General features: G+C 60.3%; 16 protein-coding genes and 1 pseudogene. 7 read left to right on the forward strand and 10 right to left on the reverse strand.

What is annotated here, in order from left to right:
* Nucleotides 1-214: 214 nt before the first annotated feature.
* The 4 genes from ntrC to glnA all read right to left on the reverse strand — a co-directional run bounded on the left by ntrC (nucleotide 215) and on the right by glnA (nucleotide 5087).
* A complete protein-coding gene (gene ntrC, locus PVV54_RS01845; RefSeq protein ID WP_274908331.1) occupies nucleotides 215-1651 on the reverse strand; it encodes a nitrogen regulation protein NR(I) in 1437 nt (478 codons plus the stop codon).
* Complete coding sequence (gene glnL / locus PVV54_RS01850) at nucleotides 1648-2733, reverse strand: nitrogen regulation protein NR(II) (protein WP_274908332.1); 1086 nt, start codon at nucleotides 2731-2733, stop codon at nucleotides 1648-1650. The genes ntrC and glnL overlap by 4 nt, the downstream gene beginning before the upstream one ends.
* 254 nt (nucleotides 2734-2987) lie before the next feature.
* Nucleotides 2988-3530 carry a chorismate mutase gene (locus PVV54_RS01855; RefSeq protein WP_274908333.1) on the reverse strand — a complete coding sequence of 181 codons (543 nt, stop codon included), beginning with the start codon at nucleotides 3528-3530 and terminating at the stop codon, nucleotides 2988-2990.
* 150 nt (nucleotides 3531-3680) lie between these two features.
* Nucleotides 3681-5087, reverse strand: a complete 1407-nt coding sequence (glnA, locus tag PVV54_RS01860) for a glutamate--ammonia ligase (RefSeq protein WP_274908334.1) — start codon at nucleotides 5085-5087, stop codon at nucleotides 3681-3683.
* 468 nt (nucleotides 5088-5555) lie between these two features.
* Here glnA and thiI point away from each other — a divergent pair, with 468 nt between their 5' ends.
* Nucleotides 5556-7010 (forward strand): tRNA uracil 4-sulfurtransferase ThiI, encoded by a 1455-nt coding sequence (gene thiI, locus PVV54_RS01865; protein ID WP_274908335.1) that lies wholly within the window; start codon nucleotides 5556-5558, stop codon nucleotides 7008-7010.
* 127 nt (nucleotides 7011-7137) lie between these two features.
* Nucleotides 7138-8958: a translational GTPase TypA gene (gene typA, locus PVV54_RS01870; protein WP_201203572.1), complete on the forward strand. Its 1821-nt coding sequence runs from the start codon at nucleotides 7138-7140 to the stop codon at nucleotides 8956-8958.
* A 70-nt stretch (nucleotides 8959-9028) separates the two neighbouring features.
* Here typA and PVV54_RS01875 read toward each other — a convergent pair whose 3' ends face one another.
* From PVV54_RS01875 to PVV54_RS01885, 3 genes are all read right to left on the reverse strand, one after another.
* Entirely contained in the window at nucleotides 9029-9289 is a 261-nt protein-coding gene (locus PVV54_RS01875; RefSeq protein WP_274908336.1) for a DUF3077 domain-containing protein, read from the reverse strand.
* A 122-nt stretch (nucleotides 9290-9411) separates the two neighbouring features.
* Entirely contained in the window at nucleotides 9412-9693 is a 282-nt protein-coding gene (locus PVV54_RS01880) for a hypothetical protein (protein WP_274908337.1), read from the reverse strand.
* 418 nt (nucleotides 9694-10111) lie between these two features.
* Nucleotides 10112-10516 carry a YkgJ family cysteine cluster protein gene (locus tag PVV54_RS01885; RefSeq protein WP_274908338.1) on the reverse strand — a complete coding sequence of 135 codons (405 nt, stop codon included), beginning with the start codon at nucleotides 10514-10516 and terminating at the stop codon, nucleotides 10112-10114.
* Nucleotides 10517-10704: 188 nt separating this feature from the next.
* Here PVV54_RS01885 and PVV54_RS01890 point away from each other — a divergent pair, with 188 nt between their 5' ends.
* The 3 genes from PVV54_RS01890 (at nucleotide 10705) to PVV54_RS01900 (ending at nucleotide 14923) form a co-directional block, all read left to right on the forward strand.
* Complete coding sequence (locus PVV54_RS01890) at nucleotides 10705-13155, forward strand: glycogen/starch/alpha-glucan phosphorylase (RefSeq protein ID WP_274908339.1); 2451 nt, start codon at nucleotides 10705-10707, stop codon at nucleotides 13153-13155.
* A 157-nt stretch (nucleotides 13156-13312) separates the two neighbouring features.
* The gene (locus PVV54_RS01895) at nucleotides 13313-14323 is read left to right on the forward strand and encodes a class 1 fructose-bisphosphatase (RefSeq protein ID WP_009681216.1); all 1011 of its coding nucleotides are present in this window, start codon (nucleotides 13313-13315) and stop codon (nucleotides 14321-14323) included.
* A 3-nt stretch (nucleotides 14324-14326) separates the two neighbouring features.
* Nucleotides 14327-14923 (forward strand): DUF924 family protein, encoded by a 597-nt coding sequence (locus tag PVV54_RS01900; protein ID WP_274908340.1) that lies wholly within the window; start codon nucleotides 14327-14329, stop codon nucleotides 14921-14923.
* A gap of 101 nt (nucleotides 14924-15024) precedes the next feature.
* Here the strand turns inward: PVV54_RS01900 and PVV54_RS26525 are convergent, their stop codons facing one another.
* Together PVV54_RS26525 and PVV54_RS26530 are read right to left on the reverse strand one after the other, a co-directional pair.
* Nucleotides 15025-15885, reverse strand: a complete 861-nt coding sequence (locus tag PVV54_RS26525) for a methyl-accepting chemotaxis protein (protein WP_446731448.1) — start codon at nucleotides 15883-15885, stop codon at nucleotides 15025-15027.
* A pseudogene (locus PVV54_RS26530) lies at nucleotides 15880-16917 on the reverse strand (cache domain-containing protein); the annotation flags it as partial. The pseudogene PVV54_RS26530 and the gene PVV54_RS26525, both read right to left, overlap by 6 nt.
* A gap of 224 nt (nucleotides 16918-17141) precedes the next feature.
* On the opposite strand from PVV54_RS26530, the gene bamE reads away from it, so the two are divergent.
* Nucleotides 17142-17396, forward strand: coding sequence for an outer membrane protein assembly factor BamE domain-containing protein (bamE, locus tag PVV54_RS01910; protein WP_011536093.1), 255 nt, complete (start codon nucleotides 17142-17144; stop codon nucleotides 17394-17396).
* Nucleotides 17393-17965 carry a lipocalin family protein gene (locus PVV54_RS01915; protein ID WP_274908342.1) on the forward strand — a complete coding sequence of 191 codons (573 nt, stop codon included), beginning with the start codon at nucleotides 17393-17395 and terminating at the stop codon, nucleotides 17963-17965. The genes bamE and PVV54_RS01915 overlap by 4 nt, the downstream gene beginning before the upstream one ends.
* A 32-nt stretch (nucleotides 17966-17997) precedes the next feature.
* Here PVV54_RS01915 and PVV54_RS01920 read toward each other — a convergent pair whose 3' ends face one another.
* Nucleotides 17998-19362, reverse strand: a complete 1365-nt coding sequence (locus PVV54_RS01920; RefSeq protein WP_274908343.1) for a formimidoylglutamate deiminase — start codon at nucleotides 19360-19362, stop codon at nucleotides 17998-18000.
* Nucleotides 19363-19481: the final 119 nt, after the last annotated feature.

Genomic DNA, 19481 nt, shown 5'->3' on the forward strand with positions numbered 1-19481 from the left:
CTGTACCGAGGCCCCCGAAACTGGAGTTACGTTACCTATTGCAGGGGGCGTGCCAATTTTGAAAACCCCGGAAACAAAGGGTTTCAGGGCGATTTGGCCGGGTTTTGAGGGGATTTATGCCTTCGAGCGGTGCATCAGGCACAGGTTCGGTGCATGGAGCGCAGAAACAGTTGGGGCCGCAAAGCGGCCCCAGTAATCGTTCAAACTCGCGGGATCAGTGGTCTTCACCCTCGTCGTCATCCCCGCCCGCCACGTTCATGCCCAGTTCCTTGATCTTGCGGGTGAGGGTGTTGCGCCCCCAGCCCAGCAGGACGGCTGCATCACGGCGGCGCCCGGCGGTGTGCTTGAGCGCCGTCTCGATCATGATGCGCTCAAAGCTCGGGACGGCGCTGTCGAGCAGATTGGACTGCCCACGTGCCAAGGCCTGGTCGGCCCACTGACGCAATGCCTGCTCCCAGTTTGTCACCGGCGCGGCATCTTGCGGCAGGTTCAAAAGCTCAGGCGGCAAGTCGCCAATCAGCACTTCACGGCTGGAGGCCATGACGGTGATCCAGCGGCAGGTGTTTTCCAACTGGCGTACGTTGCCTGGCCAAGGCAGGTTGCGGATGAACTCTTCGGTTTCCGGCTTGAGCAGCTTGGGTTCGACTGCCAGCTCCTGAGCGGCGCGGCCCAGGAAGTGGCGGGCCAGGGCCGGGATGTCTTCGCGGCGGTCTGCCAGGCGTGGAATATGGATGCGGATCACGTTCAGGCGGTGGAACAAGTCTTCACGGAACTTGCCGGCCTGCACCAGTGATTCGAGGTTCTGGTGGGTCGCAGCGATGATACGTACATCGACTTTAACGGGCACGTGGCCGCCAACGCGATAGAACTCACCGTCAGCCAGTACTCGCAGCAGGCGGGTTTGTGTGTCGGCAGGCATGTCGCCGATTTCGTCAAGGAACAGCGTGCCGCCGTCTGCCTGTTCGAAGCGACCGCGTCGCAGGTTGGCCGCGCCTGTGAAAGCGCCTTTCTCGTGGCCGAACAGCTCCGATTCCATCAAGTCTTTAGGGATGGCCGCCATGTTCAGGGCGATGAACGGCGATGCAGCACGTGGGCTGTGGCGATGCAGGGCATGTGCCACCAATTCCTTGCCGGTACCGGATTCGCCGTTGATCAACACCGTGATGTTGGAGTGGCTAAGGCGGCCGATGGCGCGAAACACTTCCTGCATCGCAGGGGCTTCACCGATGATTTCCGGTGTGCGGGTCAGCGCTTGAGGCACATCCAGGCCTTGTTGTTCCTGAGCATGCTGATTGGCACGTTTGACCAGCGATACAGCCTCGTCCACGTCAAATGGCTTGGGCAGGTATTCAAATGCGCCGCCCTGGTAGGACGCCACGGCGCTGTCCAGGTCGGAGTGCGCGGTCATGATGATGACCGGCAAGCGCGGGTGCTGTTCGCGGATCTGGGCGAGCAAGTCCAGGCCGCTGGCGCCGGGCATGCGGATATCGGAAATGATCACATCCGGCTGCTGCCGGGCCAGGCGGCCCATCACGCCATCGGCGCTGTCGAAGCTCTGGGTGGTCATGCCTTCTTGTTGCAGGGCTTTTTCCAGTACCCAGCGAATGGAACGATCATCGTCGACGATCCATACGGTTTCACTTCGGCTCATGAGGCAGTGGCTCCTTGTTCCAGTGGCAGGAAGATCGAGAAGGCGGTATGACCCGCGTGGCTTTCACACTCGATCAGGCCCTGGTGCTGGCTGATGATGTTCTGGGTAATGGCCAGGCCCAACCCGGTACCGTCCGGGCGTCCACTGACCATGGGATAGAAGAGGGTGTCCTGCAGTTCCGTCGGGATGCCCGGGCCGTTGTCGATGATGTCGACACGGGCGACCAGCCGGTGGCGGACATGGCCAATGGTGAATTGGCGTACTGCACGGCTGCGCATGGAGATGCGCCCGAGGCGCAGTTCATTCTGCGAGCTGATTGCCTGCATGGCGTTACGCACGATGTTGAGCACTGCCTGGATCATCTGCTCGCGATCTATCAGGACATCGGGCAAGCTCGGGTCGTAATCGCGCACCAACGTGATGCACCCTTGGCTTTCCGCATCGACCAGGCTGCAGACGCGCTCCAGCACTTCGTGGATGTTGGTCATGGACAGCGAAGGCAATTTGTTGGAGCCGAGCATCCGGTCGACCAGGTTACGCAGGCGGTCGGCCTCTTCGATGATCACGTTGGTATAGTCGCGCAGGCCTTCTTCGGGCAGCTCGCGCGACAGCAGCTGCGCTGCGCCGCGGATGCCACCGAGCGGGTTCTTTATTTCGTGGGCCAGGCCGCGCACCAGCATTTTGGTGGTTTCCTGCTTGCTTAGCTGGGCCTCTTCCTTGGTGATGCGCAGCAGGCGGTCGCGTGGGTGAACCTCCAATAGCAGCAGGGTACTGCCCTGATGCAGGATCGGCGTCACGGCATAATCGACAGTGATGGTCTGCCCGGTCAGCGAAGTGAGCTGCGCTTCGCGTTTGGTGAACGGGTGCGCATGCTCCACGGCCTGCCTCAGGGAGTTGAGCGCCTCGGTCGACTCGGTAAACAGTTCGCTGATGAACTGCCCATGGCTGCGTTGACCACTGACCGCCAGCAGCATCTCTGCTGCCGGGTTCATGTACTCCAGGCGCAGCTCCGAGTTGAGCAGAAGCGTGGCCGTGGTCAGGTTGTCCAGAAGCAGACGGTGCTGTGCATCGCTGATGGTCATAAGGCGTCGTTGACCTCTTTTGGCGCTGGCATTCCCTGGCCGTGCCTGGGGTGGGTGCGCTATGGATCCGCTGATGCCAGGAAAATGCAAGAAACAAACCAAGGCTCCGAAAAGAAGCGGTATTTCGTGACAAAGACCTGAAACTGCGCCTAATCGAATCAGAAAATGCTGATTTACTGCTCCATGTGACCTGTTTTGGGGTGCGGCATGGGGCGCTCAAGCCTTTGCTGCACCAATATAGAGCATTGTAGTACCTAGCGGTCCCTGCACAGCTGTGCCGTGGCTCGCACTAGCGCCATGTGGCGCAGGGGGTCATTGGTGCGCCGTTGCAGTGCGCTGGTCAGGTTCAGCTTGCAGTCGGCTTTTGCGGTGCTGTCAAAGCGGCCAAGTTGCGACATCAAAGTTGCTTTGAGCTTGTCCAGGCGTGGGCGAATTTCGTGCACCAGGTCGTGGGATGCCGTTGGTGGTCTGTTGCCAAGCGTGTTCCAGCGGTCTACCAGGGTGTACTGAACGAGCTTGTTGGCCTCAATCTGATCGCTGAAAAAAGCAGCGGCGCGGTCAGCGGTGAGGTTGTAGTCGGCAGCATCCTTTCGCACGTCGGCAAGGACTTGCCGTTCGCGCTCTGGCGCTTCGATCGGCAGCTTGTTGTCCCATTTGTGTGCGGCGACTGATATGGCCAGGTCCAGACGTTGCTCGATGGTGGCGAGCAAGGGTTGGAGTTCGGGTTGTGAGGGCGATGTTGCACTGCAGCCTAGCAGGCCGACTGCAAGGCAGCAAAGAGTGAGGGCAGGGCGCATGGAGATCTCCTTTTTGTGGAAACCTGAGTGTGGCCAGCCTGACAGCATTCGTTTGTAGGACGCGCCTGATAGCGCTGTACGTTAAATAAAAAACGGCCTTCATATGAAGGCCGTTTTCAATGATTTCATCGGCGCAAGGCGCCAACTACATCAAACGCTGTAGTACAGGTCGTATTCCAGCGGGTGAACGAAGGTGCGGACTTTGATTTCTTCTTCCGACTTCAGCTCGATGTAGGCATCGATGAAGTCGTCGGAGAACACGCCGCCCTTGGTCAGGAACGCACGGCCTTTGTCCAGCTCTTCCAGGGCTTCTTTCAGGCTACCGCAAACCTGTGGGATTTCCTTGGCCTCTTCAGGCGGCAGGTCGTACAGGTTCTTGTCGGCGGCGTCGCCTGGGTGAATCTTGTTCTGGATACCGTCCAGGCCAGCCATCAGCAGTGCGGCGAAGCACAGGTACGGGTTGGCAGCCGGGTCCGGGAAGCGCGCTTCGATGCGGCGGGCTTTAGGGCTGGAAACGTAAGGAATACGGATCGAGGCCGAACGGTTACGGGCCGAGTAGGCCAGCATTACCGGGGCTTCGAAGCCTGGGACCAGACGCTTGTACGAGTTGGTAGCCGGGTTGGTGAAGCCGTTCAGGGCCTTACCGTGCTTGATGATACCGCCGATGAAGTACAGGGCGGTGTCGGACAGGCCGGCATAGCCTTCGCCCGAGAAGGTGTTCTTGCCGTCTTTGGAGATCGACATGTGAACGTGCATGCCCGAGCCGTTGTCGCCGTACAGTGGCTTCGGCATGAAGGTAGCGGTTTTGCCGTAAGCGTCGGCAACGTTGTGCACGCAGTACTTCAGGGTCTGAACTTCGTCAGCCTTGGTCACCAGGGTGTTGAAGCGCACGCCGATTTCGTTCTGGCCGGCGGTGGCAACTTCGTGGTGGTGAACTTCGACAACCAGGCCCATTTCTTCCATGGCGTTGCACATGGCAGTACGGATTTCGTGGTCGTGGTCGCACGGCGGAACCGGGAAGTAGCCGCCTTTGACGGCAGGGCGGTGGCCCTTGTTGCCGCCGTCGACGTCCTGGTCGGTCATCCAGGAGCCTTGCTCGGAGTAGATTTTGAACATGGAGCCGGAGATGTCCGACTTGAACTTCACCTGGTCGAAGATGAAGAACTCAGGCTCCGGGCCTACCAGCACGGTGTCACCGATACCGGTCGACTTCAGGAATTCTTCGGCACGCTTGGCGATGGCGCGTGGGTCGCGGTCGTAGCCTTGCATGGTGGACGGCTCGATCACGTCGCAGACCAGGATCAGGGTCGGCTCTTCGGTGAACGGGTCCAGGACGGCGGAGGAGTCGTCCGGCAGCAGGATCATGTCGGAAGCTTCGATGCCTTTCCAGCCTTCGATCGACGAACCGTCGAACATTTTGCCAGCTTCGAAGAAGTCATCATCCAGCGCATCGCGAGCGGGCATGGTGACGTGGTGCTGCTTGCCTTTGGTGTCCGTGAAACGCAGATCAATCCACTTGACGTCATGATCTTTGATGAGTTGAACCGACTTCGACATGTTGTCCTCCGGATGGTCTAGGGCGCTTAGCCGCTGCCCTGGAAAAAGGGTGTCGCTGGGCGCGCATACTCGGCCAAGCTTACCTGCCTCACAAGAGAGCAAATTGCATGCCAGTGCCCAAAAATGGCGATAGCGGGATAAAAGGGGGCGTTTGCGGGCATTTGCTCGGGGGTGGGCAGGGAAAAATGCACCTATAAGATGCAGGATTTCAATGCGTGGCACCAAATGGGTGCGCTAGCGGATTTTCGTGCTTTCTTTGAGGGCCTCTCGCGGATAAATCCGCTCCTACAGGTGTGGCGCCCTCCTGTAGGAGCGGATTTATCCGCGAAGGGCCGGCGCAGGCACCTCAAAAATCACACTCCACACCTATCTGAAAGCTTCTGATCAAAAGTTGGTCAAATCCTGAGCAATTTCCGCTATAATTCGCGCCCCTCATTTTCGGCAGGCCCTGCGCGCGCTGTTAAACCAATGAAACTTATCGTCAAAGTCTTCCCAGAGATCACCATCAAGAGCCGGCCGGTGCGCAAGCGCTTCATCCGTCAGCTCGGCAAGAACATCCGCGTCGTGCTCAAGGACCTGGATCCCGAGCTCGTGGTCGATGGTGTCTGGGACAATCTCGAAGTGGTCACCCGCGTCGAGGACGAAAAGGTCCAGCGCGAGATGATCGAGCGGCTCACCTGCACCCCGGGCATCACCCACTTTCTGCAGGTAGAGGAATATCCGCTGGGCGACTTCGACGACATCGTCGCCAAGTGCAAACACCACTTCGGCCACCTGCTGGCCGGCAAGCGCTTTGCCGTGCGCTGCAAGCGCGGCGGCCACCACGACTTCACCTCGATGGACGTCGACCGCTACGTCGGCAGCCAGTTGCGCCAGCAGTGCGGCGCCGTGGGCATCGACCTGAAGGCGCCGGAAGTGCTGGTGCGTATCGAAATCCGCGATCAGCGCCTGTACGTTATCCACAACCAGCACAATGGTATCGGCGGTTACCCACTGGGCGCACTGGAGCAGACTCTGGTGCTGATGTCCGGCGGTTTCGACTCTACCGTGGCCGCTTACCAGATGATGCGCCGTGGCCTGATGACCCACTTCTGCTTCTTCAACCTCGGCGGCCGTGCCCACGAACTGGGCGTGATGGAAGTGGCCCACTACCTGTGGAAAAAGTACGGCAGCAGCCAGCGCGTGCTGTTCATCAGCGTACCGTTCGAGGAAGTGGTCGGCGAAATCCTCAACAAGGTCGACAACAGCTACATGGGCGTGACCCTCAAGCGCATGATGCTGCGTGGCGCGGCCCACATGGCCGAGCGCCTGCAAATCGAAGCGTTGGTTACCGGTGAGGCGATTTCGCAGGTGTCCAGCCAGACCCTGCCGAACCTGTCGATCATCGATTCCGCCACCGACAAGCTGGTGTTGCGCCCGCTGCTGGCCAGCCACAAGCAGGACATCATCGACACCGCCTATCAGATCGGCACTGCCGAGTTCGCCAAACACATGCCAGAGTATTGCGGCGTGATTTCGGTAAACCCGACCACCCATGCCAAGCGCCACCGCATGGAGCACGAAGAGAAGCAGTTCGACATGGCGGTGCTGGAGCGTGCCCTTGAGCGCGCGAAGTTCATCTCCATCGATAATGTGATCGATGAGCTGGGCAAAGACATCGAGATCGAGGAAGTGGCCGAGGCCCTGCCGGGCCAGATCGTCATCGACATCCGCCACCCCGATGCACAGGAAGACGAACCGCTGGTGATCGAGGGCGTTGAAGTCCAGGCCATGCCGTTCTACGCGATCAACAGCAAGTTCAAGCAGCTGGATGGCAACCGCCAGTACCTGCTGTATTGCGACAAAGGTGTGATGAGCCGCTTGCACGCACACCATCTGCTCAGTGAGGGACATGCCAATGTGCGTGTTTATCGTCCGGCATAAAACGCCAGGGCTGTATGGCGGCAGCATCCGCCATCGCCCTCCCGACAGCCGGGCCCGCTGAGCCTTTTAACTTCATATTGGCCGCCTAGACTGGGCGGCAACCGAATCCTCTGATCGAGATACAGTTGTGATCGAAAATCTGCGTAACATCGCCATCATCGCCCACGTTGACCATGGTAAAACCACCCTGGTCGACAAACTCCTGCGCCAGTCCGGCACCCTGGAGCGTAACGAGCTCAACGACGAGCGCGTCATGGACTCCAACGACCAGGAAAAAGAGCGCGGCATTACCATTCTGGCGAAAAACACCGCCATCAACTGGAACGGCTACCACATCAACATCGTCGACACCCCCGGCCACGCCGACTTCGGTGGCGAGGTTGAGCGTGTAATGTCGATGGTTGACTCGGTGCTGCTGCTGGTCGACGCCCAGGACGGCCCGATGCCGCAAACCCGCTTCGTGACCAAAAAGGCTTTCGAAGCCGGCCTGAAGCCAATCGTCGTGATCAACAAGGTTGACCGCCCGGGCGCGCGTCCTGACTGGGTTCTGGACCAGATCTTCGACCTGTTCGACAACCTCGGTGCTACCGACGAGCAGCTGGACTTCAAAGTCGTCTACGCCTCGGCCCTGAACGGCATTGCCGGCCTGGACCACACCGAAATGGGCGAAGACATGACCGCGCTGTACCAGTCGATCGTCGACAACGTACCAGCTCCGGATGTTGACCGTGACGGCTCGTTCCAGATGCAGATCTCCGCTCTGGACTACAACAGCTTCCTCGGCGTTATCGGTGTTGGCCGTATCGCCCGTGGTCGCGTCAAGCCGAACACCCCGGTTGTCGCCATCGACACCAACGGCAAGAAGCGTAACGGCCGTATCCTGAAGCTGATGGGCCACCACGGCCTGCACCGTGTAGACGTTGAAGAAGCCCAAGCTGGCGACATCGTCTGCATCAGCGGTTTCGACGAGCTGTTCATCTCCGACACCCTGTGCGCCCCGGATGCGGTAGAAGCGATGAAGCCGCTGACCGTTGACGAGCCGACCGTTTCCATGACCTTCCAGGTCAACGATTCGCCGTTCTGCGGTAAAGAAGGCAAGTTCGTCACCAGCCGTAACATCAAGGACCGTCTGGACAAAGAGCTGCTGTACAACGTTGCCCTGCGCGTTCAGGAAACCGATTCCCCTGACAAGTTCAAGGTCTCGGGCCGTGGTGAACTGCACCTGTCGGTTCTGATCGAAACCATGCGTCGTGAAGGCTTCGAGATGGCTGTAGGCCGTCCTGAAGTGATCATTCGCGAAGTCGACGGCGTCAAGCAGGAGCCGTTCGAAAACGTCACCATCGACATCCCTGAAGAATCCCAGGGCAAGGTGATGGAAGAAATGGGTCTGCGTAAAGGCGACCTGACCAACATGGTTCCGGATGGTAAGGGCCGTGTTCGTCTGGAATACAACATTCCAGCCCGTGGTCTGATCGGTTTCCGTAACCAGTTCCTGACCCTGACCAACGGTGCAGGCATCCTGACCTCGATCTTCGATCGCTACGACACCATGAAGTCGGGCCAGATGTCCGGCCGCCTCAACGGCGTACTGGTTTCGGTAGAAACCGGCAAGGCACTGACCTACTCTCTGGAAACCCTGCAGGCGCGCGGCAAGCTGTTCGTTGAGCACGGCCAGGAGATCTACAACGGTCAGATCATCGGCCTGAACAGCCGTGACAACGACCTGGGCGTGAACCCGACCAAAGGCAAGAAGCTCGACAACATGCGTGCTTCGGGCAAAGACGAAGTCATCGCCCTGGTACCACCAGTTCGCCACACCCTGGAACAGGCTCTGGAGTTCATCCAGGACGACGAGCTGTGCGAAGTGACGCCTAAGTCGATCCGCCTGCGCAAGAAGATCCTGGACGAAGGCGAGCGTACCCGCGCTGCCAAGAAAGCCAAGAACTGAGTTAGCTCAGGCTGAATGAAAACGCCCCCGGTCGAAAGGCCGGGGGCGTTTTTGTTTGTGGGATGGATGCTCAACGCCTCATGCCCAGCTCCGCATCGTCCAGCAGGGCCTTGGCCAGTGCGCTGAGGTAGTGCGAGGCCCAGATCAGTTGCGGGTCGTTTTCCATCACGGCAGTCAGCGTCAGATCGCGTACACAGCCCATCAGTTCGCTGGCTTGTTCGCGGGCGTGCTGACAGGGGATGCCGGGGGCGATCTGGAACAGCGGTTGTTTGTGGTTTTCGCATTGGTAGAAGCAGGCTTTACCGGGGGTGGTCGGATTGTCTTCGGTCATCGATTCATTTCCCTGAATTCGGCTGTGGATGCACCGGCTTTGCCGCTGTTCACGGGTACTGCACAGGCCTAGGGTATTGCGCGATCCCTGTGGGAGCGGGTTTGCCCGCGAAGCGGCGAGCATCAATGCGTGCTGCCAGTACGCTCCAGGGCGAACGACAAAGCGTCCGCCTGCCCCCAGGCCAACTGCATGGCCCGCAAGCCATTCACCAGGGTCTCCCGCGTGCGGTCATCCGCGATGCCGTCGAGGGCACGGTGGCAATGGTTGTAGGCGATCATCAGGTAATGAGCGATGTTGACAACAACATGGTCCAGCGGGACCAGGTTCTCGCAGATGGCGTGGGTGAGAGTCTTCCCGTCTGGAAGATCGAAATGGTGGGGAGGATCGGGGACGATTTTTTTCATGGCTGGTTCTCATGTCTTCACCCCACCCATCCATTTCCACACGGAAGGGTGGCAGTTGTACACGGAGTGGAAAACCAGGCATGAGAACCCCGGTAGGCCTTGCGGCCTTCCGCGTACAACCGCCATGACGACAGTCGCGTTTCTCATGAATTGCCGGGTTTCCACACCCGATCGCTGAACCGTCAGCGACCCGGGAATCCTAGAGAGCCAGGTTTCCAGTAACAATCAGACGCGAGTCGACATGGTTTGTAGGATATTTCGCTGGAGTAAGTAGCGCCAGCTCACTCTTGTAGGAAGCGTCTGAAGAAATTGTAGGGTGACAAGTAAGGCATAGGCCCCTGTGTGAGCGGGAAAACCCGCCTCCACAGTCGCAAGCACAGGCATCGGGCTTTGCGCCCCTGCCGTGCAAAACGGTGAATCAGCGGGTGGCCGCCTTCGGCTTATACGCACAATACCCCGGCCGCGGCCCCACCTTTGGATGGTTGCGGCAGGTGTCCGGGCGCTTGTCATAAATGGTGCACAAGCGGCTTTTACGATCCAGATAGAGGCAATCGTCGTTGCTCATGCGGGTCAGGGTGAAGATGCCCGACTTCTGGTTGAAGCGCTCGATGGTGCCGTCTTTCTGCAGGCGTTTGGCGATGTTTTTTGGTGGTTCGTCCTTTTCGAACTCGTCCACCACGCCAATGCGGATCAGGTCTTTGATCTTCACTTCTACCGGCAAGGTGCAGCAGGTCGAATGGCAGCCACCGCACATGTGGCTGGCGTAGCGCTGCCAGGTTTCCAGGCGGTCGACTTCGGCCGCGGCAATCAGGGTCGTTTTCATCGTTATATGTAGGGTGAATCACGGTCTTGGGGCGCGCGATCATACCGGAGTTGTTCAATTTGTGAACAACCTTTTGCCGGATTCACAAACCGGGCATGAAAACTGCGAACGCTGACTGTCACTCTCTGTCGAAGGGTCTAGTCTCAACACTCTCCCTCCGCTTTCGTCAACTTGCCCGAGGATGCCGCATGTCCCAGGAACCCAAAGCACGTGACGCCGAGGTGGCCGACTTTCGCGCCGCGGTACTGAGCAAACTGACCTATGCGGTCGGCAAGGACCCGGAGCATGCCTTCGACCACGACTGGTTCGAAGCCATTGCCCTGGCCGCCCGCGATCATATGGTCGACCACTGGATGGATCACACCCGGCAGGCTTACAGACGCAGCCAGAAGCGGGTGTACTACCTCTCCCTGGAATTTCTCATCGGCCGATTGCTGTACGACAGCCTGAGCAACCTGGGCTATCTGGAGATCGCTCGCGAGGCCCTGGAAGGGCTGAACGTGGACCTGGAACGTATCCGCCTGCTGGAACCCGATGCGGCGCTGGGCAATGGCGGCCTGGGTCGGCTGGCGGCGTGCTTCATGGAGAGCATGTCTACCTTGGGTATCGCTGCCCACGGTTATGGCATCCGGTACGAGCATGGCTTGTTCCGCCAGGCCGTGGTCGATGGCTGGCAGCAGGAGCAGACCGAGAACTGGCTGGATTTCGGTAACCCGTGGGAGTTCGAACGGGCCGAGGTGATTTACCCGATCAGCTTTGGCGGCAGTGTCGAAACGGTCCACGATGCCAATGGCACTCAGCGCCAGGTTTGGTGGCCGGGCGAAACGGTTCGGGCAGTTGCCTACGACACGCCTGTGGTCGGGTGGCGCGGTGCGAGCGTCAATACGCTGAGATTGTGGCGTGCGCGGGCGTTGGAAGAGCTTCACCTTGAGCGCTTCAATGCCGGGGACCATTTGGGGGCGGTGGCCGAGGTCGCCAGGGCCGAGAGTATTTCCCGGGTCTTGTACCCGGCCGACAGCACCGAGGCCGGGCAGGAATTACGCCTGCGGCAGGAGTATTTCTTTGTGTCGGCCTCGTTGCAGGACCTGCTGCGTCGCCACCTGAACATGCATAAAGACCTGCTGAACCTGCCTGACGCGGCCGCCATTCAGCTCAACGACACCCACCCGTCCATAGCTGTGGCCGAGCTGATGCGTCTGCTGGTTGATCAGCATGGCGTGCCATGGGAGAAAGCCTGGGAGCTGACGGTTGGCACGCTGGCCTACACCAACCACACCTTGTTGCCCGAAGCGCTGGAAACCTGGCCGGTGGCGTTGATGGAGCGCATGCTGCCGCGACACATGCAGATCATCTATCTGATCAACGCTTATCACATCGATTCGCTACGGGCCAAAGGCCTGCACGACTTCGATGTGCTGCGTGCTGTGTCGTTGATTGAAGAAGACAACGGCCGCCGGGTGCGAATGGGTAACCTGGCGTTTCTGGGGTCGCACAGCGTCAACGGGGTGTCGGCGCTACATAGCAAGTTGATGAAAAGCACTGTCTTTTCCGAGCTGCACAAGCTCTACCCGCAGCGCATCAACAACAAGACCAACGGTATTACCTTCCGCCGCTGGCTGTATCAGTCAAACCCGCAACTGACGGCCATGCTGGTAGAGGCGCTGGGCCCGGAACTGCTGGATGACCCGGAAGGTCGCCTGGCCAACCTGGTGCCGTTCGCCGACAAAGCGGGTTTCCGCAAGGCCTTCGCTGCCCAGCGCCTGCACAGCAAGCGCGCCTTGGCCAGCATCATCCAGGACCGCCTTGGTATTACGGTTAACCCGGAGGCGCTGTTCGATGTGCAGGTCAAGCGTATCCACGAGTACAAGCGCCAATTGCTCAACCTGCTGCACACCGTGGCACTGTACCAGGCCATCCGTAATGACCCGGGTATCGACTGGGTGCCGCGGGTGAAGATTTTTGCCGGCAAGGCGGCGGCCAGCTATCACCAGGCCAAGCTGATCATCAAGCTGGCCAACGATATTGCTCGTGTGGTCAACAACGACCCGACCGTGCGAGGCCTGCTCAAGGTGGTGTTCCTGCCCAACTACAACGTCAGCCTGGCCGAGAGCATCATCCCGGCGGCGGACCTGTCGGAGCAGATATCCACAGCCGGCTACGAAGCCTCAGGCACCAGCAACATGAAGTTTGGCCTAAACGGCGCGCTGACCATCGGCACGCTGGACGGCGCCAACGTGGAGATGTGCGAGCAGGTGGGGGCGGACAACATGTTCATCTTCGGCCTGACTGCCCAACAGGTCGAGGCGAAGCGCAAGGCCAACGATTTTGGTGCCAATACGGCGATTGCCGCATCCCACCGCTTGAGCGATGTACTGCAGGCGATCCGCAGTGGCGTGTTCTCGCCGGATGATCCGGGGCGTTATGCCGGTTTGATCGATGGGTTGGTGGCCTATGACCGGTTCCTGGTCTGTGCCGATTTCGACGCTTATTGGGAGGCGCAGCGGCGGGTCGAAGACCTTTGGCATACGCCGCAGGAATGGTGGCGTATGGCGGTGCTGAACACGGCGCGGATGGGGTGGTTCTCATCTGATCGAACCATTCGGGAGTATGCGACGGAGATCTGGAAGGCGCTGGATTAAGCACTGGGCCAGCCCAGGCTGCAGGACAACCCCAGCCGACCATTGGCCGGCTGGCGGCTGAACTCAGGGCAAGAAGTCGAGTCTCTTTGCTCGCTAGCTCGCAACTCTCCCTGTAAACTGCGGGGGTTTTTCTCCCCCAATCCTTTCGGAGCCATACATGTCCCGCGTTACCCTTAGTCGCTATCTGATTGAGCAGACCCGCAGCAACAATACCCCTGCCGATCTGCGCTTCCTGATCGAAGTGGTGGCGCGTGCGTGCAAGGAAATCAGCCACCACGTGTCCAAAGGCGCCCTCGGCGGCGTGCTGGGCAGCATGGGCACCGAAAACGTGCAGGGCGAGGTTCAGAAGAAGCTGGACGTGATCTCCAACGACATCCTGCTCGAAGCCAACGAGTGGGGCGGCCACCTGGCCGGCATGGCGTCCGAAGAAATGGACAATGCCTACCAGATCCCGGGCAAATATCCGAAAGGCGCCTACCTGCTGGTATTCGACCCGCTGGACGGCTCGTCCAACATCGACGTCAACGTGTCGGTCGGCACCATCTTCTCGGTTCTGCGTTGCCCTAACGAGTACCTGAGCCAGAACGAAACCCTGAACGAAAACGCCTTCCTGCAGCCAGGCACCCAGCAGGTTGCCGCTGGTTACGCCATCTATGGCCCGCAGACCATGCTGATCCTGACCCTGGGCAACGGCGTCAAGGGCTTTACCCTGGACCGCGAACTGGGCAGCTTCGTTCTGACCCACGAAAACATTCGCGTACCGGAAACCACCGCAGAATTCGCCATCAACATGTCCAACCAGCGTCACTGGGAAGCCCCGGTGCAGCGTTACGTGGGCGAGTTGCTGGCCGGTGAAACCGGGCCGCTGAAAAAGAACTACAACATGCGTTGGATCGCCTCGATGGTGGCCGACGTGCACCGTATCCTCACCCGTGGCGGCCTGTTCATGTACCCTCGCGATGCCCGCGAGCCTAGCAAGCCGGGCAAACTGCGCCTGATGTACGAAGCCAACCCGATGTCGTTCATCATCGAACAGGCTGGCGGCGCCTCCACCAACGGTTACGATCGCATCCTCGACATCAAGCCAGAGAGCCTGCACCAGCGCGTGTCGGTGATCCTCGGCTCGAAGGAAGAGGTAGAGCGCGTTACCGCGTATCACAAGGAGTAAACCATGCTTGCACCTTGGCAGCCGTTGCTGGAGTGGTGGTTCGGTTGGGGCACCAGTGCCCAGGCCGTGGCTGACGAGAAGAGCACGTTGTGGTTCGGCAAGCACCACGATGCCGAGGCCCACGCGGTGTTTGGCGAGCTGGTCGAGCACGCCCTGGCGGGTGGGCTCGACGAGTGGCAGCAAAGCCCGCAGGGCTGGCTGGGCCTGCTGATTCTGCTGGACCAGTTGCCGCGCATGCTTTACCGCGACACGCCGCGCGCCTTCGAGGGTGACCGGCGTGCCCAGGTGGTGGCGATGCAGGGTTTGCAGAAGGGCTGGGATTACCAGCTGCTGCCGATCCAGCGGGTGTTCGTGCTGCTGGTGCTTGAGCATGCCGAGGTGCTGGACTGGCAGAACCTGAGTGTCGAGCGTTACCAGATGCTGCTGGATGAGCAGCCCGAGGCGAACCGCCGGTTGTTCGAGGGGTTTCTGGATTACGCCGAGCAGCATCAGCGGGTGATTGCCCGGTTTGGGCGGTTCCCGCATCGCAATCTGGTGCTGGGCCGGCCTAGTACCAGTGAAGAGATGGACTTTTTGCTGGAGCCTGGCTCTCGGTTCTGAACCGCAAGGCCGCTCCTACAGGGAAATGCATTCACCTGTAGGAGCGGCCTTGCCGGGACGCCGGACCGGTCGGAAAGGGCCGCAAAGCGGCCCCAGCGATCTCAAATCCGGAAACTCCCCACCAAATGCTTCAACCGCCCGACCTGAAGCTCCAGGTCGTTGCAGGCACGCAAGGTGCTCTGCAGGTTCTGCACCCCTTCCTGATTCAGCGTATTGATCTCGGTAATGTCGACATTGATCGACTCGACCACGGCCGTCTGCTCTTCGGTGGCGGTGGCCACAGACTGGTTCATGCCATCGATCTCGCCAATGCGCTGAGTCACGCTGCCCAGTCGCTCGCCGGCCTGGTTGGCGATGCCCACGCTGTGGTCGCTGTGCTGACGGCTCTGGTTCATGGTGCTGACCGCCATCTGGGCGCCGGCTTGCAGCTCTTCAATCAGCTGCTGCACTTGCTGCGCCGACTCCTGGGTGCGGTGCGCCAGGTTGCGGACTTCGTCAGCAACCACGGCAAACCCACGCCCGGCTTCACCTGCGCGGGCTGCTTCGATCGCAGCGTTCAGCGCCAGCAAGTTGGTTTGCTGGGAAATGCCGCTGATCACATCCAGAATTTGCCCGATGTTGGCGGTGTGGGCATTGAGCGTTTCGATGTTGCCACACGAATCGCTGATGCGCGCCGATAGCTGGTGCATTACGTCAATGGTGCGCCCGACCACTTGCTGGCCATCTTCGGCCAAGCCACGGGCTTCGCTGGAGTGTTGCGACGCCAGCGCTGCGTTCTGGGCAATTTCCTGGGCGGCAGCCCCCAGCTGGTTAATGGCGGCCGCCACGCTGCTGGTACGGCTGGATTGCTGGTCGGCGTTATGGATCGAGGCATTGGAAGCAGTCACAACCTGTGCGGCCACCGCATTCACTTGGCCGGTGGCCGAAGCCACTTCGCGGATCGACTCGTGAATACGCTCCACGAAGCGGTTGAACGACTTCCCGAGGCTCCCAAACTCGTCCTGGGCATGAATGACCAGGCGCCGGGTCAGGTCGCCTTCGCCTTCGGCGATGTCGTGCATGGCGCGGCCCATCAGGTGCAGCGGCTCCATCAGCACGCGGATCAGCAGGCCGAGCAGGGCAATGATGGCCACTACCGCAATCAGTGTCGCGACGACGGCCGAGGTGCGCAGCTCACCCAGCATGGCGAACGCCGCATCCTGGTCGACCACCAGGGCCACGTACCAGTCAGCCGAGGGCACGCCGTCGACATGGGTGAAGTTGATGAACTGCTTGCGCCCGTCCAGTTCGACTTCCTTCATGCCGTTGCTGATGTGGGGGGTGTTGCTCGGGTACACGTCGGCCAGGGTTTTGAGTGCCAGTTCGGCTTTGGGGTGGATGAGGATCTTGCCTTCACCGTTGACGATGAAGGCGTGGCCGTGGCCATCGAAGTCGAGGGCATTGATCAGGTTGCTGATGGTCTGCAGGTCAGTGTCGACCCCGCTAACGCCCATCAGGCGGCCTGCCTGTTGCACCGGTGTGGCGAGGGTGATCACCAGCTTGCCGGCCGATGCCGAAATGTAGGGTTCGGTCACGATGGTGCGGGTGCCGGCGCTGGCGGCCTTGTACCAGCCGCGCGCACGCGGGTCGTAATCGGCAGCGCGGTTGCCTGCGGGCACTGACTGCATGCTGCCGTCCTGGCCGCCAAAGTAGGTGAGCTGGAAATTGCTGGCATACACCGGCAGGGCCAGGCTGCGGTCGAGGCTGGCCTTGGCCGGGCCATCGATGGCAATTTGCTGGGCCAGCGAGTCGAGCAACTGGATGCGGCTATCGAGCCAGTTGCGGATGTTGCCGGCGGTAAGGCTGCCCAGCTCCTGCAGGTTGGTCTGTGTGTCGTTACGCAGGGACTGGCGTTGGCGGTAGTCGTTGAACAGCACGAAACAGGTAAAGGCAACGGCCACCACGAGGGCGGCGGCCAGCAGGATCTTGTGGCTGAACTTCAGGTTCTTGGTCATTTTTATGTCTGCACAAGGCAAGGCGGAGGTGGGTTGCCGTGGCGATGCGCCACAGCGTGCACGCTGTGTCGACCCGGCGCGGCAAAACCTTAATCGTTTGCGCAGTGCCAGCCGACCAACGGTGTTGAACGAAAGGGGGGGTGGCAGGGAACCCGGGAGGGATTTTCCCGTCGAAGGTCACTGCAGGCCACTCGCCTGTATCCATCTTTCAGGAGTGACCCTTCATGTCGTTGCGTTCCCTCGCCCTGTTGTCCTTGTGCGTCGTCCTGACTGCGTGCAGCAAGATCAATCAGGAAAACTATTCCAAGCTCAAGGCCGGTATGAACAAGGCTGAGGTCGAGCAACTGCTTGGCACGCCCAAGGAGTGCTCTGGCGCGCTGGGCATGAGCAGTTGCACCTGGGGGGACGAGAAGAGTTTCATCAGCGTTCAGTACGCGGCCGACAAAGTGCTGATGTATTCCGGGCAGGGCCTCAAATGAGGCGTCTGCACCTGCTGCTGGGGTTGTGCCTGGTAATGCTGCTGGGTGGCTGCGCCACCTCTTCGAACGACCCGCTGGCCCCGAAGACCGCCGGCAACGTCGACCTCAAGCGTTACCAGGGCAAATGGTACGAGCTGGCACGTTTGCCGATGCCGTATCAAAGCGAATGTGCCCAGTCCGAGGCACATTACAACCTCAAGCCGGATGGCTCGTACGGCGTGCTTAACCGCTGCCGCACCATTGGCGATGAATGGCTGCGCGCCGAGGGGCACGCGAACATTCAGGAGCCGGGGCACACCGACAGGCTGTGGGTGGAGTTCAACAACTGGTTCACTCAGCTGGTACCGGGCGTGGCGCGTGGCGAGTACTGGATTCTGTACGTGGACGATCACTACCGCACGGCCATCGTCGGCAGCCCGGACCGCAAGTACCTGTGGATTCTTTCGCGCACACCAAGCCTGCCAGCCTGGGAGCGAGAGAGCTTGTTGTCCAAGGCGCGTCAGCAGGGGTATGACACCAGTCGGTTGATCTGGCGTACCGCAGACAAGCAGATTGTGCAGATGCATTGAATTGAATGGGGCCGCAAAGCGGCCCCAACTTCTCAGCCCAGCAGCTGTCTCAAAACACCAACGAACGCCCGCCCGCTTTCTTCGTCATGCTCGTGCCGCCCCTGGCGCACCACCCACTGCCCGTTGACCATCACATCCCGCACCTGACGGTCTCCACCGGCAAACAGCCAGCGGTTGAGAATTGCATCCCCATCCGCCATGGCGATATACGGGTCAGCCCCATCCAGCACCAACCAATCGGCACGCTTGCCCACCGCCAGCTCACCGACTGCTTGCCCAAGTGCCTGGGCGCCACCGGCGAGTGCAGCGTCATACAGCGTGCGCCCGACCATCGGCTGATCCTCACGGTACAGCCGGTTACGCCGTTGGTCCCGCAAGCGCTGGCCATACTCCAGCCAACGCAGTTCTTCGACCACGCTCAGTGAAACATGGCTGTCCGAGCCAATGCCCATTCGCCCGCCTTGGGCCAGAAAGTCCACGGCAGGGAAGATACCGTCACCCAGGTTGGCTTCGGTGGTCAGGCACAACCCCGCCACTGCGCCGCTGCGTGCCATCGCCGCCACTTCGTCCGCCTCGGCATGGGTGGCGTGCACCAGGCACCAGCGCGCGTCGACATCCACATGGCGATACAGCCACTGCAACGGGCGCAGGCCGCTCCAGGCCAGGCAGTCGTCGACCTCCTTTTGCTGTTCGGCGATGTGAATGTGAACCGGGCAGTGTTTGCTGCTGGCGGCCAGTACCTCGGCGATTTGCTCAGGGGTGACTGCCCGCAGGGAGTGGAAGCACAGGCCCACTTGCTGCGCAGGCTGCGCGGCCAGCAGTGGTGTGAGCTGGGCCTGCAGTTTCAGGTAGTGCTCAGTGGAGTTGATGAAGCGCCGTTGCCCATCATTGGGCGCCTGGCCGCCAAAACCCGAGTGGCTGTAGAGCACCGGCAACAGGGTCAGGCCGATGCCGCTGCTGGCGGCAGCGGCGCTGATGCGCCGGGACAATTCGGCAGGGTCGGCGTAGGGCTGGCCCGAAACGTCATGGTGCACATAGTGGAACTCTGCCACCGACGTGTACCCGGCCTTGAGCATCTCGATGTAAAGCTGCCGGGCAATGACCTCCATCTGATCCGGGCTTACTTTGCCTACCAGCCGATACATCAGGTCGCGCCAAGTCCAGAAGCTGTCGTTGGGGTTGCCTGCCACTTCCGCCAAGCCCGCCATTGCCCGCTGGAACGCGTGAGAATGCAAGTTGGGCATGCCCGGCAACAACGGGCCGTTTAGTCGCTCGGCTCTCTCGGCACTGGCATCGGCCTGGATCAACGCCAAGTGGCCATCATCTGCCACCTCCAGGCGGACATTGTTGGCCCAACCGCTGGGCAGGAGGGCGCGTTCGGCGAAGTAGGCGGGCATTGGGCTATCCTGTTAGTGTTCAGCTTGTATATACATATACAGCCGTTTGCCTGCCGGGTAAACTCCGGCAAGCTACCGCTCAATCAATTCGCACAAGGATCAATGCCGTGCCGACACCT

Source organism: Pseudomonas sp. PSKL.D1, from assembly GCF_028898945.1.
In the GTDB taxonomy this organism is placed as follows: domain Bacteria; phylum Pseudomonadota; class Gammaproteobacteria; order Pseudomonadales; family Pseudomonadaceae; genus Aquipseudomonas.